General features: G+C 66.8%; 14 protein-coding genes and 3 pseudogenes. 6 read left to right on the forward strand and 11 right to left on the reverse strand.

Annotation, left to right across the window (positions count from 1 at the left end; genetic code table 11):
- Nucleotides 1–488: 488 nt before the first annotated feature.
- The 5 genes from BCD48_RS17560 to BCD48_RS53750 form a co-directional block, all read right to left on the reverse strand.
- Nucleotides 489–1,547, reverse strand: a complete 1,059-nt coding sequence (locus BCD48_RS17560; RefSeq protein ID WP_071049487.1) for an ABC transporter permease — start codon at nucleotides 1,545–1,547, stop codon at nucleotides 489–491.
- Nucleotides 1,544–3,106 (reverse strand): sugar ABC transporter ATP-binding protein, encoded by a 1,563-nt coding sequence (locus BCD48_RS17565; RefSeq protein ID WP_071049488.1) that lies wholly within the window; start codon nucleotides 3,104–3,106, stop codon nucleotides 1,544–1,546. The genes BCD48_RS17560 and BCD48_RS17565 overlap by 4 nt, the downstream gene beginning before the upstream one ends.
- A gap of 3 nt (nucleotides 3,107–3,109) precedes the next feature.
- Nucleotides 3,110–4,075 (reverse strand): substrate-binding domain-containing protein, encoded by a 966-nt coding sequence (locus BCD48_RS17570; protein ID WP_071049489.1) that lies wholly within the window; start codon nucleotides 4,073–4,075, stop codon nucleotides 3,110–3,112.
- A gap of 690 nt (nucleotides 4,076–4,765) precedes the next feature.
- Nucleotides 4,766–4,960, reverse strand: a complete 195-nt coding sequence (locus tag BCD48_RS17575; RefSeq protein WP_071049490.1) for a hypothetical protein — start codon at nucleotides 4,958–4,960, stop codon at nucleotides 4,766–4,768.
- On the reverse strand, nucleotides 4,954–5,547 hold the full coding sequence (locus BCD48_RS53750) for an MFS transporter (protein WP_274536541.1): 594 nt from the start codon (nucleotides 5,545–5,547) through the stop codon (nucleotides 4,954–4,956). The genes BCD48_RS17575 and BCD48_RS53750 overlap by 7 nt, the downstream gene beginning before the upstream one ends.
- Nucleotides 5,548–5,555: 8 nt before the next feature.
- On the opposite strand from BCD48_RS53750, the gene BCD48_RS53755 reads away from it, so the two are divergent.
- The 3 genes from BCD48_RS53755 to BCD48_RS17595 are packed head-to-tail and all read left to right on the forward strand — an operon-like array spanning nucleotide 5,556 to nucleotide 7,060.
- Nucleotides 5,556–5,993 carry a DUF6444 domain-containing protein gene (locus BCD48_RS53755; RefSeq protein ID WP_241841810.1) on the forward strand — a complete coding sequence of 146 codons (438 nt, stop codon included), beginning with the start codon at nucleotides 5,556–5,558 and terminating at the stop codon, nucleotides 5,991–5,993.
- Nucleotides 5,993–6,220, forward strand: coding sequence for a hypothetical protein (locus BCD48_RS17590; protein ID WP_071049493.1), 228 nt, complete (start codon nucleotides 5,993–5,995; stop codon nucleotides 6,218–6,220). Before BCD48_RS53755 ends, BCD48_RS17590 begins: the two co-directional genes overlap by 1 nt.
- A 12-nt stretch (nucleotides 6,221–6,232) precedes the next feature.
- Nucleotides 6,233–7,060: an IS66 family transposase gene (locus tag BCD48_RS17595; protein ID WP_274536542.1), complete on the forward strand. Its 828-nt coding sequence runs from the start codon at nucleotides 6,233–6,235 to the stop codon at nucleotides 7,058–7,060.
- Nucleotides 7,061–7,171: 111 nt separating this feature from the next.
- Here the strand turns inward: BCD48_RS17595 and BCD48_RS17600 are convergent.
- The 5 genes and pseudogenes from BCD48_RS17600 to BCD48_RS17615 all read right to left on the reverse strand — a co-directional run.
- Nucleotides 7,172–8,079 (reverse strand): annotated as a pseudogene (locus BCD48_RS17600) (IS4 family transposase); the annotation flags it as partial.
- 92 nt (nucleotides 8,080–8,171) lie between these two features.
- Entirely contained in the window at nucleotides 8,172–8,348 is a 177-nt protein-coding gene (locus BCD48_RS51340; protein WP_157910517.1) for a hypothetical protein, read from the reverse strand.
- A 150-nt stretch (nucleotides 8,349–8,498) separates the two neighbouring features.
- Nucleotides 8,499–9,095 carry a CoA transferase gene (locus tag BCD48_RS17605; RefSeq protein ID WP_071049495.1) on the reverse strand — a complete coding sequence of 199 codons (597 nt, stop codon included), beginning with the start codon at nucleotides 9,093–9,095 and terminating at the stop codon, nucleotides 8,499–8,501.
- Nucleotides 9,076–9,663, reverse strand: coding sequence for a CoA transferase (locus BCD48_RS17610; protein ID WP_274536543.1), 588 nt, complete (start codon nucleotides 9,661–9,663; stop codon nucleotides 9,076–9,078). Before BCD48_RS17610 ends, BCD48_RS17605 begins: the two co-directional genes overlap by 20 nt.
- Nucleotides 9,569–10,639: a CoA transferase gene (locus BCD48_RS17615; protein ID WP_198543287.1), complete on the reverse strand. Its 1,071-nt coding sequence runs from the start codon at nucleotides 10,637–10,639 to the stop codon at nucleotides 9,569–9,571. Before BCD48_RS17615 ends, BCD48_RS17610 begins: the two co-directional genes overlap by 95 nt.
- 397 nt (nucleotides 10,640–11,036) lie before the next feature.
- On the opposite strand from BCD48_RS17615, the pseudogene BCD48_RS53760 reads away from it, so the two are divergent.
- Nucleotides 11,037–11,281, forward strand: a pseudogene (locus BCD48_RS53760) (transposase); the annotation flags it as partial.
- A 340-nt stretch (nucleotides 11,282–11,621) separates the two neighbouring features.
- Here BCD48_RS53760 and BCD48_RS17625 read toward each other — a convergent pair.
- Nucleotides 11,622–12,221 (reverse strand): annotated as a pseudogene (locus BCD48_RS17625) (IS982 family transposase); the annotation flags it as partial.
- A 99-nt stretch (nucleotides 12,222–12,320) separates the two neighbouring features.
- On the opposite strand from BCD48_RS17625, the gene BCD48_RS53765 reads away from it, so the two are divergent.
- Nucleotides 12,321–12,788 carry a recombinase family protein gene (locus tag BCD48_RS53765; RefSeq protein WP_241841811.1) on the forward strand — a complete coding sequence of 156 codons (468 nt, stop codon included), beginning with the start codon at nucleotides 12,321–12,323 and terminating at the stop codon, nucleotides 12,786–12,788.
- Nucleotides 12,789–12,881: 93 nt separating this feature from the next.
- A partial coding sequence (locus BCD48_RS53770) for a recombinase zinc beta ribbon domain-containing protein (RefSeq protein WP_241841813.1) occupies nucleotides 12,882–12,968 on the forward strand: 87 nt, incomplete at its 3' end.

The raw sequence follows: 12,968 nt of genomic DNA on the forward strand, positions 1-12,968 counted from the left end.
TCCGATTAGTGCACAATTTTCGTCGCTGGCGCCGGCGAAGCCGCAGGTCACAGCCTTACGATCTTGCGAGAAGAATCAACGTGAGGGAAGTCAGGGTTAACGCCGCCCGGCGGGTTCGGCGGGGGCCGACGGAAAAGGACCCAACCAGGGCACCTCGCCGGCGGCCTACCCGACTCGGAGGGGGGCCGTCGGAAAATGACCAGGTCAACTGGCACCTCGTCGGCGGCCTACCCTACGTCACGCTGCGATTCTGTGGGGGCCCGGGGGCGAGATCCCCCCGGGCTACCCGGCTCTCAATACCTGGCGTGTCCATGGGGGCAACGATCATGCTGTGTGTGGAATGACGCCGGCCGCTGCGGCCGCGGCGGTGTCAGCGGCGGCGTCAGGCCATATACCCAACGCTCGCGCGTTCGCCATCGAGCGCACGCCTATTCTGGATGATGCGCGCGCGGCCCGAGATGTTCGCGAACTTCATATGCATACCTCGATCACGCGCTACGGCGGCCACGAATAGCGATCGAGACGGCGACCGCGATCAGAAGCGCTAGCCCGTTGAACAGCGGCTCCACCCAGGATTGGGCACCGGCAAGCGTTAGGCCGTTCACGACGACGGCCCCAAAGTATACCGCGATGACCGTGCCGAGGGGGTTGAAACGGCCCGGCTGGATGCACGTCGAGCCGAGGAAGACCGACGACAACGCGACGAGCATGTAGCCCGGACCGGTCTGGGGAGTCACACTGCCATTTTGTGCGGCGATCAGCAGGCCGGCCAACCCGCCACCCAACCCGGTGATGGCAAGCGCCAGGAGGCTGAGCCGATTGACGTCGAGACCGACCAGATGCGCTGCTCTCCAGTTACTGCCGAGGCTCTGAAAGTATCTACCCATCGGCGTGTGGTCCATCAGAAAGTAGACAACGGCCGCCACCGCGGCGAGATACCACACGACTTTTGGCACGCCAAGCCAGGATCCCAAGACCGCATTAGTGACCGAACGACTGAACGGGACGGCGATGGTCGCCGAATCGCTGTACCAGGCGACGAACGCCCCGATGACGGTCGACGTCCCGATCGTGGCGATGAGGGAGTTGATCCGGAGATATGCGACGAGACCGCCGTTCACCGTTCCGATAACAAGCCCCGTCAGCAGTGCCACCGCTAGTACGGCCGGGGTAGGCCAGCCAGCCCGAACCGCGCCGGCCGCAGCCATCGCGGAAGCGCCAATATTGGCCCCAATCGAGAGGTCGTACTGGCCCGCCGATATCGAGGGGATCACGGCAAGTGCCGCTATCCCGATCACCACTTGGTTGGCCAACAGCGTGCGCAGATTCGCGCCGGTGAGGAACGATCCGCCAGTTTGCGGGAGGACGCTGAAGACCACTATCAGCGCCACCAACAGCCCGGGCAGCACAAGACGCTCGGCGGCGGAGGCCCACGGCATTGCGCCGAACCGGCGACTGTCAGCGTCAACGGCCGGTTCGGCCGGCAGTGAAGGCGCCGCGGACTCCTTCACCTCGGCTACCTCGATCCGTTTGGTGATATCGGTCATCGTGCCGGCTCCAAGACTTCGGTGGCGTCGTAAACGGCCCTCGTAATGGTCGAAGCGCTGACGTCAGGGCCTGCCAGTTCCCGGACTATGCGACCGTTGCCCATCACGACGACGCGGTCGCAGCGCCGCGCGAGTTCGTCGTAGTCGGAGCTGGTAGTGAGGATCGCCAGGTCGTCACAGCGAACCCGCGTGCGCAGAAGCTCCCAGATCTCTTCCCGCGCACCAACGTCTACCCCACGGGTCGGGTCCTCGAGGAGCAGCAGCCGCGGCTTGCGGGCCTCCCATCGAGCCAGCAGTACCTTCTGCTGGTTCCCACCCGACAACGCGCGGATCGGGAGTTGAAGGTCCAACGGTCGTACCCGGTAGGAATGCAGGTGCCCCCGCGCCGCTCGACGCTCCCGCCGATGATGGATCCTCCACACACCTGATGCGCGCGTCGATGCCGCCGTAGCATTGTTCAGGATCGGGAGATCCCCGAAGACACCGTCACGGAGCCGGTCCGCGGGAATGAACGCCACACCCTCTCGCATGGCCTGGGCAGGGCGACGGGGACGGTATTCCTTGCCGTCGAGCAGCGCGGTTCCGGCCAGTGGCAGGAGGCCAAACAGCGCCGGCGAGATCTCCTCGTAGCCCGAGCCGGGAAGCCCCGCCAAGCCGACTACCTCACCGCGGCGAACGACGAGCGAATCAGGCACGGTGTGCCTTGCCCGGGCCCAGGAGAGGTCCAACAGGACACCTGCGGAATCACCCGGACCCTCCCGCTCCGGACCCGGCCATCCGGCCGCGACCGCCGCGCCGGCGATATGCCGGACCAGCGTCGGCCTGTCAAGATCCATCCGCGGACCGCCGTACACGATTCGGCCGTCTCGAAGGACCGTTACCCGATCGGCCACATCCAGGATGTCATCGATGTGGTGGGTCACGAGAATGACGGCATGATCGGCGGCAGTGAGCGTTCGGAGCATAGCAAGCAGGCGAGCACTGTCGCGGCCAGCCAGTGCCGCGGTCGGTTCATCGAGAACGATGCACGCCGACGTGTCCGAGTCGACATCCTGTAGGGCACGGGTGACCGCGACCATGGTGTGCTCAGCGATGCTCAGTCCGCCGACCCTTGCACGGGGATCCACCTCGACACCCAACCGGTGGAGTGCACGCCGCGTCCGTTCGTGCGCCTGCGGCCAATGCACCCGGCCGGCGAACCTCGCGCCGTAGCCAGGCCCGATGCACAGGTTGTCGGTCACCGTCAAGTCGTCGAATAGCCCTAGATCCTGATGCACGAACCGCAGGTGCGCCCGTCGCGCCGCGTGCGCGGACCAATGTTCGGCACCGACCCGGCCAGCTGCGGTCACGATGTGCCCGCCGGGGTCGGCGGGCACCACCCCGGCGAGCAGCTTGATAAGGGTCGACTTCCCGGAGCCGTTCCCACCGACCAAGGCGTGAACTTTCCCGCGTTCCACGCCGAGACTGACGTCCGAGAGCACCCGTGTCCGACTGTAGGTCTTCGAAATGCCCTCGACAGCGACCAGTGTTCGGTCGAGCAAATCAGTTGGCCGAGGCATGGGCTAGTTCACACCCCAGATCCTGAGGAAGTTGGCCTCGTAGTCCTGGCGCGGAAGGCCCTTGGCATCTACGTTGCCGTCGTAGAACGTCGTGACGGCCGGGAGGTTGTGGGTGGCATCGATGGCCTGCAACCCCATTCCCTCGTCAACCAGGGGCGAATTGTTGAAGATTCGGTTCAATTCATCAATTGTCTGCCAGCCGACCCACCGGGTCGGGAAACCGGTGGCCAGACTCTGCGGCCCGCCGCTACTGATCTCCTTGATGTTCGCCGAAAGGCCCTCATAGCCCGCGATGAGGACGGGCCTGCCCGCTTGGGTTACACCCGGGCCAATCCCCACGGATACCTGGAAGTCGGTCACGACGGTCACGACGTCGATTGACGGATCCTTGGTCAACGCGGCAGCGGTCTTGCCGCGTAGGTTGCCGTTCAGAGAGTCGGCAGTGTTGAACGAGAACTTGGTGGCCGTGCACTGAGGGCATCCCTCCGCGAGGGCGTTCTGCATTGCGGCCGTAAGGGTTTTACCGAAGAGGGTGTCTGAGTAGTCGGAGATGAGAACGTGCGCCTCCGGGCCTACCTGATCGACGATCCAGTCGACGGTGACGGGATACCGGACGTTTGCGATGTACTCGCTGTATTGCGAACGTTCTGGATCAGACGCCGCCCATGCATCGAACAGCTTAGGTCCGGTCTGCCCCGCCTCGTTGCAGTCCATCGAGAAGGTACCGTAGATAGGGATTTGCGCCTGCTTAGCCTGCTCAAGCGCCCCCCGGACGGCTTGGCAGTCGACGGCAACGAGGACTATCGCGTCCGCATCGTTGGCGATCGCGGATCGGATCCCATTGTTCTGTACCGTTGGGTCGCCCTGGCCGTCAAAGATCTTGACCTCCCAACCGATGCGCCCGCCCGCCTCCGCGACTGCTTTGGACGGGGCCGCGCAACCCTCCCCTGCCATGGCGCAGGCGATCACCCAAACGTTCTTTCCAGGCTGCGGCTTTGGCCCAGAGCTGGGTAAAGCTCGATCCGTTCCCGCGTACGCCAGAGCGAGTCCCTTCTTGGCCTCCGAGAGAACAGCTTCCGTTGATTGCGTGCCCGAAGTAGCCCCGCCCCCACTTGACCCGGGGCTACTACCGCTGCTACACGCCGCGAAAACCGGGGCGACTATTGCAGCCGCAACAACCCCGACGACAGCCTTGCTCCAACGCATAACCAGCTCCGTGTGAGATCCCCGGGCCACTCCCGAGTGACCTCCGCGACACTAGTGGCAACAGATTCGATTGTCAAGACAAGAATCGAGTCATCGGCGCAGAATCCTCGCTGGCTTACCAGGGTGTTTGGGTAACCCGCAGCCGGTGAACCACGACGCGGTGTCCGACCAACGGTGCAACCGTCCATGATCCGTTAGTTGGTGCTGCTGGGGCGATACGGCCAGCGAAGTTGATCGCGAAGGCATTGAGGGCGGACTCCCAGCGGATCGCCCGGCGATCTTCGCTGACCAACTCGAGCAGTGGGTCAGCGACGCCGAAGTCGCCGAGATCCCGTTCACCGCGTCCTTCGGGCGCACCGAGATCGACCGCGATGCCGGCGGCGGCCGGTCCGCGGGGCGGTACCGCCGCGAGGGCAGCCCGGTGCACTGGCGCCGGGCCACGCGAGCTTCGCCCTACGCGGTGGACGGCTCGGCCACCGGCACCCGCTCGCGCCGAGACCGCCTGATCGTGGCGGCGGCACCACTGTCGTGGACAGTCAGCGCGATCACGGCAGCCGCGAGGGCGAGGCCGGCCGCCACGAGGAACGCCACGTGGTAGGCGTGCACATCACTGCGGGGCGCATGCCGGCCGCCGGCGCTGGTCAGCACCGCGACGCCGACTGCGCCACCGAGCTGTCGCAGCGCGTTGAAGATCGTCGAGGGCGGCCGAGGCCGGCCGACGACACGCGGGCGAGAGCCGCCGTCTGCGCGGGAACAAAGCTGTGGGCAATCGCGAAGCCCACCAGGAACAGCAGGACGCGCATCGTCCACAGGTCCGACCGGCCGTCGATGCGGGTCATGAGGATCATCACTGTGGCGAGGGTGGCGAGGCCGCCGGCCATCAGCCGGCGCGGCCCGAACCGCGGGTACAGCACATGCGCGGTGAGCTGCGCACCGCCCATCACGCCGATCGCTTCGGGGAACGTCGACAGGCCGCTGTTCAGGCCGCTGAGCCCGAGGCCGTCCTGGAAGACCAGCGCGACAAGGTAGAGCAGGCCAAGGAAGGCGGCGGTCGACAAGAAGCTCCCGGCGGTCGCCGACCGGAACAGGCGGTCGCCCAACAGGCGCAGGCTGAGCGGGTAAGCATTCACGTGGCTTCTTGATCTTGCTGTGAGTAGCTGGCGGGCGAGCCGGGTGTGGATGTTGTTCGGTGGGGCTGGGTGTCGCGCGCGGCGGGCGGGTGGTGGTGTGGTGATCTGGGTGGGTGCCGCCGGAGGAGATGTCGCGCGAGGAGTTGTTGGGGCTGGTCGCGGCGCAGGCGGGGCTGGTTGAGGAGTTGCGTGCCGGGCTCGCCGAGCGCGACCGGCGGCTGGCTGAGCAGGGCCGGCGGATCGAGGAGTTGGTGGCCGAGGTCGACCGGTTGAAGCGGGCGAGCTCGCGGAACTCGGGGAACTCGTCGTTGCCCCCGTCCTCGGACGGGGTGTTGCCGGGGCGGGCGGCGCCGAACCGGGCGGCGCGGCGCGCCGCCAGTGGTGGGAAGAAGAAACGCGGCAAGCAGCAGAGTGAGGACGGGCGCACGCTGGCCTGGTCGGAGGACCCCGACGAGCGGGTCGAGCACCGGCCGGTCGGGGCATGTGGGTGCGGGCGGGACCTCGCGGACGCGGCGCTGGGGTGGCCCGCTCACATCAGGTCACCGATCTGATGCCGGCGGCGGTGCGGGTCACCCAGCACGACCTGTGCCGGGCCCGGTGTGTTTGCGGGAAGGTCCACGTCGCCGGCCAGCCCGAGCAGGTGTCACAGGCGGCGGTGTCCTACGGGCCGGTGCTGCGGGGCTGGGGGCTCTACCTGCTGGTGCGCCAGCACCTGCCGGTCGAGCGGGCGGCGGAGCTACTGCGGGAGCTGACCGGGCGGGTGCTCTCGACGGGCTGAGCGCACAGCCTGCTGGCGACCGGCGCGAAGGCGGTCGCCAGCACGGTCGCCGTGATCCGGGACCGGATCGCCGGGGCGGGTGTGATCGGCTGTGACGAGACCACGATCGCCGCCGGCCCCGCCGGCCAGAAGTGTTACATCCTCTCGGCGTCCACGGAGCGGTTCGCCGCGTTCTGGCTCGGGGGCCGTGACCTGGGCAGCTTCACCGACTTCGGGATCCTGTCGGCCTGCGCGGACGGGACCGTCGTGGTCCACGACCGGTACCGCAACTACGACTGCGTCGTGTTCGTGACGATCAGCGGGCACCAGCTCTGCGCGGCCCACCTACTTCGTGATCTAGAAGACGTCCGGGAGTCCTACCCGGGCGAGGTGTGGCCCGCCCAGGCCCAGCGCGCGCTACGTGGCCTGATCCACGCCTGGCACCGGGCCCGCGACGCCGGCCTGACGGCGATCCCGTTCACGACCGTCGTGGCGCTGGTCACCGAGTTCCGCGACGCCGTCAAGGTCGGCCTGGCGAAGGTCCCGCGGGCGGCGATGGGCAGGCAGCCGCCCGCCCGCAACCTGCTCGAATGCCTGCGCGACCGCGAGCCCGACGTGCTTCGCTTCGTCGGTGACCTGCGGGTCTGGCCCACGAACAACATCAGTGAGAGGGACCTGAGGCCCTGGCGGACGCAGGAGAACATCTCCGGTCGTCTGACGTCCGAGTACGCCACCCGCGACCGGCTCGCCGTCTACAGCTATCTTGTCAGCGTCCGCAAACACGGCGAGAGCGAACTGAAAGCCATGGTCGACGCCTTCCGCGGCAGGCCCTGGACGCCCCCGGCCGCCGTCCCGACCTGACCTGGCCGGGCCCCCACGCCCACATCCGCCGCGCCGGCCCTGCCGACACGGCCCACAGTCATGCCCACCCACGTCACAGCAAGTAAGACGATCAAGCCACGTGAATGTTTACGGCACAGTGTACTCGATGACGCGGACCGGTATTGCCGAGCTGTCGGGAACGTCGCGGCCGGCGCGGGCGTCGGAAATCAGCTGGGCGCGTTTCTTTGCGCCAATGGTGGGGTCGATGAGAACGGAGAGGTAGGACCCGTCTGGCAGCGGCCGGATGACCGGGAGCGTGAGGTTGGACTTTGACGCACCAGACCAGGTCCGCGCCGGTTTCGAGGGCCTGTTGCCACAGGTCGTGGCTGTAGAAGCCGCGGTCGGCGGTCAGCAGCATTCCGGGTTCGCAGGCGTCAAGCAGGGGGCGGCAAGTTTCCTTTCGTCGCCGTTGCAGGGGCCGAGGGTGGCCGCGACGATCGCGTGGGTTCCGCATTCCGCAAGCGCGACGACCTGGGCCTGGGGCTGGGCCGACGGCTTCGGCCCGGTGGTGGACCGACCGAACCTCTCGGCGTTCTCGGGGGTGTCCTCGAGATCGAGGTAGAAGCCGTCGACCGCCATGATTCGGCGGGAACGCAGCCCGACCCCTTTCGTGCCGAGCCCGGCCATCGGAACGGCGACCTGTTCGAACAGTTCCCTGAGGGGATCGGGGCCGAGCCGTACCCGGGCCTGCGAGATCGCCCCGGTGGTCGGGACCTTCCAGTCGCCTTCCGGGAGCCCAGCCATTTCAGGGCTCCGACGACCTTGCGCATGACTTCTTCGTAGTCGTCGTCGAAGAACAGGCACATCGCCATCGTGAAGTATACGACGACCCGCGCGGGCAGCAGCCGGGTCCGTTTCTCGGTCTTTTTCGTCTCGACGAGGACCTCGTCCACGATGTCGCGGGGGACAACGCGTGCGAGTACCCCGAGGGAGATTCGGTCGGTCAGGCGTTCGTCCGCGACCGCCGGCAGTTCGAGGGTTTCGGAAAGGCGCGCCACGGCGAGATCGTATCGCCGTGCCCGCCAGCACCCGGCGCTGCCTCGTCCAGGCCGGCGTTTAGATCGGCCAACATCGACGTCGAAGACTTGAGCTACAGATGATCATCCGTTGGCGTGTCAACGTTGACCACGACACCACCGCCCAAACTGACCGGCATTGCCCCATGACCCAGCATGCCCGCACACGCGGCGCCCAAAAGCCGTCGCTGCCGCTCGTCGGCAATCGAAAAGAACTCTTCGAACATCGAAGCCATGGCTGCCTCGGTCACGACAAACTCTCGTATACGACAAAAACTACACACCTAATATCGACCACAACCCAAAGAAACAACAGAAAACTGTCAACAAAGTTACATGGGTGTCGTTCTTGCCCAGCCTTTTCGACCGCCACGACAGGTCATTAGTTTGTTGACGGGGCCTTAGCGGTAGAGCGGGCTGAATTGAAGATCGAGCGGCCCACCGATAACGACGACGCCGTCGGAGGCAAGCGCTCGGATCTGTTCGGGGGAGTAGCCGATCTGGCCTAGGAGAGCCTCGGTGTGCTGGCCGAGGCCCGGGGCGTCGGGATTGGGCAGCGGGGGCGTTCGCGAGAATCTAGCGAGCTGGTCCGGCTGGGTATAGGCAACACCTGATCTGGTGACGCGGTGCCGCATCAGGCCGTGATCGTGGAGGTACTCGTCTGCGCAAACCTCGTTAGGCGTGCGGGCCGGGACGGCGGGCACGCCGTTGGCCGCGCACCATTCCAGCGCCGCCACGGTCGAGCGGGTGGTGAATGTGGCAACCGCGTCGAGGTCAACGTCGCCGGGTACTTGCACTCGCACGTATCCGTCGGTCGTTGGATAGAAGCGGTTTGCGGCTGACGGGCCGGGAAAGTCCTCGCCGCCGAGACTGAGCGGTGGTCGGCCGCGGTAGGTGGTCAGGTCGGTCAGTTGCACGAAGGCCGAGGTGGCGGCAAGCGAGGTTGACAGCTGGTGCACGACGCCGAACCGGCACCGATCAAGCAGGCCGAGGACCACGGCTAGCGCGCCCGACGACCGCGGTGGTGTGGTCGTTTACCGGAAGGGACACCACGACCGGCTCGTCGCGGCCGCCCTGCGCCGTCATGATTCCTGCCGCCGCCTGCAGCACCGTGTCGTAACCCGGTTTCTCGGCCGCCGGGCCGGCCGCACCGTAGGCGGTGACGTCGACACTGATGAGCGACGGATTGAGGCTGGCCAGGCGTTTGGCGCCGAGTCCGAGCCGATCCATCACGCCGAGCCGGAAGTTGTTCATGACGACGTCGGTGCCGCGGAGGACATCATCGAACGTCGCTCGCCCCGCGGCGGCGCTCAGATCGATCGCTAGGCTCCGGGTACCGCGGTTGTACACGAAGCCGTTCATCCGCCACGGATCGCCGTCCGGCGGCTCCACCTTGATCACGTCTGCCCCGAGCTCGGCCAGCAGCGCGGCGGCGAAGGGGCCGGCGACGAAGGTGCCAAGCGAGGCGATTCTAAGCCCGTCCAGCGGGCCGCGGCCGACGGGCGGGGTCACCGCGCCCGGGGTGCTCAGGTGTGTTCCATGCGAGGCGATAGGGATGCCGGGCATGCGCACCCGACCCACTTCGGGATGATCGATATCGCGAACCATCCCGATGGCGGCCGAGCTGGGTGCCGGAAAACCAGCTCTCGCGAGTTTCGAGAATCGTCGCGGGGACGTCGGCCGCTTCGAGGACGTCGACGCAGTCGGCCGCTGGCTTCGCGGCGAAGTACTCGGTGAGATGGTTGATCACCCACTCGCGGTTGTTCGCACTCCACAGCGCCTCCAGCCGGCCACCGATACGCGGGTCATCCAGCAGATGCAGCGACCCGGTCGCCGCCAGCGCGGCCCGGATGAACTTCGGACCGAGCGCGCCAACGAAGACCCACCGGCCGTCGGCGGCGCGGTACCGCGTGTAGAGCGGATTGAGGCCGCCCGGGCCGACGGCCCGCGAGGGTTCGGCGATGCCGACTTCGCGCGCGTAGAGAAAGCGCATGAAGATGTTCGCGGCGTGGACCCCGCTCACCTCGACGCTTTGGCCGTGTCCGGACGATTCACGTTCAATCAGGGCAGCGACGGTGCACGTCGCGGCCCACAAGGCGTGCACGATGGTGACGTAGGGGTAGATGAGGTCGATGGGACGGCCCGAATACGATGCCTGGAAGGCGGCGAAACCGCCGTACGCATGGAGCAGCTCGGCCGATTCCCCGCCGCCCGCCCAAGGCGTCAGGTCTCCGGTATAGGGCGGTGTGAGGGTCACGATCATCCCGTCGTGCGCCCCGGCGGGGACGCCGTTCGGCTCGTCCACGAAGCAGATGTCGATTCCGGCGAGAGCCTCCTCCGCCACGCGGGGCCGCTCGTCCGCGGGCACGCAACGTACTAATTTTCGGTGGTCGGCAAACACGAATTGAGGCGAGACCTCGACGCCGTCTTTGGACTCAATCCGCACCACCTCGGCCCCGAACTCGGCCAACAACCCGCTGGCCAAACGCCCGGCAAGACCAGTGGCGAGATCGAGAACACGAAGGCCCTGAAGCGTCTGCACCCTGCACCTTCTTCCGTGAGAGGTCGATTGACTGGCGGACTGGGGTCGAGCACCGCCCCCGGCCGAGGACGTAAAATATTGGAATGACGCTCTAGTATTGCGACCGTTCCGAGTCTGCGTCAACCGGCAAATTTGGCTCGTCTGACCGTCCGTGGGTGTCGTGACCTCGGGTCGGTGAGCCACACGTCGTTCCCGCCTAGCACGGCAGCCGTCGTTTTGTGATCAATTGGGTTCGGTGGGCTGCTGGTGGGTGGCCGGGTCGGCCTGGCCATGCGTCGGTCCCGAACGCGAGGCGGCCACCGAGTGATCGTCGCTGGTTTGTGAGGACTCAGAAAGGTCTACCGGTGGCCGCGGGCCCCAGCATAGACAGTGATCGTTTGCAGGGTGAGCTCGAGTCCTGCTCGGCCGGGTCGGCGGCCGGTTCGCCGAGTGGAGACCCGTCGCCGAGTCGGGTCGTTCCTGCTTGGGCTGGTGGCGGGGCTGGCGAGGACGAACTGTTGGACGCTGGCGGAGCACGCCGACGAGGCGACGCCGGACGGGATGCAACGGCTCCTGGGCCGGGCGGTCTGGGACGCCGACGCCGTGCGCGAGGACCTGCGTGACCATGTCGTGGAACGGCTCGGCCAGTCCGACGCCGTGCTAGACCGAAGTTGCGTGATCTTGATGAAGTCCAGCGCCCTGACCAGCACACTTGCGGCGGACCGTATTCGCTCTACTGGCTACCGTTACTGAAGGTAGTCGATCTATCGCCTGAAGGTAGTCGCGTGGTCAGCGTTTCCGCAGCATACGCCGGCATTGGCCGTGTTCGCGGTGGTCCTCGTGAACCGCAGGCCGTCACGGACCGCGATGGGAGACCGCGAGGCGCGAGCTGATCGTCTTACTGTCTACCGCTCGCCCAACGCACACCAAAGTTCCAGGTAAAGACGATATTGATCTTTGGCGATCCGTAACTTCGGGCTAGACGAGTAAGTCCTATCTCGGGTCAGTGGTCGTAGGCGATCAGGGAGCGGGTGACGGGTGCGGCGGTCTTGTTGTTGTGCCAGATCGCCGTGGCCATCGCCAGCAGGCGTTGGGCGACGCGGATCGCGACGCCCTCGAAGGTCCGCCCGCCGTGTTGTTCCAGGTCGAGCTGGCCCTTGAGGGTGTCGTTGACCGACTCGATGAGCTGGCGGACCTTCTTGAGCATCGGCTCGCCGTGGCGCTCCGTCTCCTCCTTGCGGTGCGGCCGGAGCAGGWCGATGCGCTGCTCGGCGAGCGCGGCCTCGAGGTCCTTCGAGGCGAACCCCTTGTCGGCGATCAGCAGGATCCGGCCTCGTCCGGCGATCAGGTCGGTGTCGTGTTCAAGCATCGCGGCGAGCACCTCCCGTTCGCCGATCTTCGGGTTGGCCAGGGCCCACAGCACCGGCATGCCGGTTGGGGTGCAGACCAGGTAGAGCTTGAGCCCCCAGTAGAACCGGGAGTGCGACGCGCAGTAGCCGTAGCTGGCCCAGCCCGCCATCTCGGAGCGCTGCACGGTGGGCCGCGACATCCCGCACGGGACCGGGGTCGCGTCCGTGATCCAGTGGTTGTCGAACCAGCTTGCGGGGACGTTGCTGGCTGACCTGGACGGGGTCTATGACCCGGGCGTCTACAACGATCGTCTGTTGCTGGGGTTGAAGGGCACGATGTCCGAGGCCGAGCTGTGGCTGATCCGGCAGCGGATGTGGGCGGGAAGCTGGCCAAGGCCGAACGCGGCGAGCTGGCGTGGGCGCTGCCGATCGGCTACTGGCGCGACCGTGGCGGGCAGGTGGTGTTCGACCCGGACGAGCAGGCCCGGACCGTGGTCCGGCTGGTCTTCGACCTGTTCGACCGGCTCGGGACGCTGAACGGTGTGCTGCGCTGGCTGGTCGAGCACCAGGTGCAGATGCCGGTGCGTTCGCACGGTGGGGTGGACAAGGGTGAGCTGACCTGGCGGCGTCCCAATCGGGAGACCCTGCAGGTCATGCTGCACAACCCGCTCTACGCCGGGTACTACGCCTACGGCAGGCGCCGTGTGGATGCACGGCGCAAGCAGGCTGGCCGGCCCAGCACTGGGCGGGTGGTGCGAGCGATGGATAACTGGCATGTGCTTCTGCCGGGTCGGATGCCGGCCTACATCACCGCCGAATGATACGAGGCGAACCTGGCCCGCCTCGAGGCCAACCGGCAGATCGCCGCCTCGCCGGGGGCGCCCAGGTCGGGATCGGCACTGCTGGCGGGCCTGCTGCGCTGCGGACGGTGCGGACATCGGATGACGGTCAGCTACCACACCCCGGCCAGCCGGTTCCCGTCGCACAACTACCACTGCGGC

The sequence above is a fragment of the Pseudofrankia coriaricola genome (genome assembly GCF_001854805.1).
Taxonomy (GTDB): Bacteria; Actinomycetota; Actinomycetes; order Frankiales; family Frankiaceae; genus Pseudofrankia.

Bases quoted from the DNA above. Each gene is read 5' to 3' on its own strand.
- BCD48_RS17560 (WP_071049487.1), bottom strand. From the start codon at position 1,547: ATGACCGATATCACCAAACGGATCGAGGTAGCCGAGGTGAAGGAGTCC.
- BCD48_RS17565 (WP_071049488.1), bottom strand. From the start codon at position 3,106: ATGCCTCGGCCAACTGATTTGCTCGACCGAACACTGGTCGCTGTCGAG.
- BCD48_RS17590 (WP_071049493.1), top strand. From the start codon at position 5,993: ATGCCGGCGGCGGTGCGGGTCACCCAGCACGACCTGTGCCGGGCCCGG.
- BCD48_RS17610 (WP_274536543.1), bottom strand. From the start codon at position 9,663: ATGCCCGGCATCCCTATCGCCTCGCATGGAACACACCTGAGCACCCCG.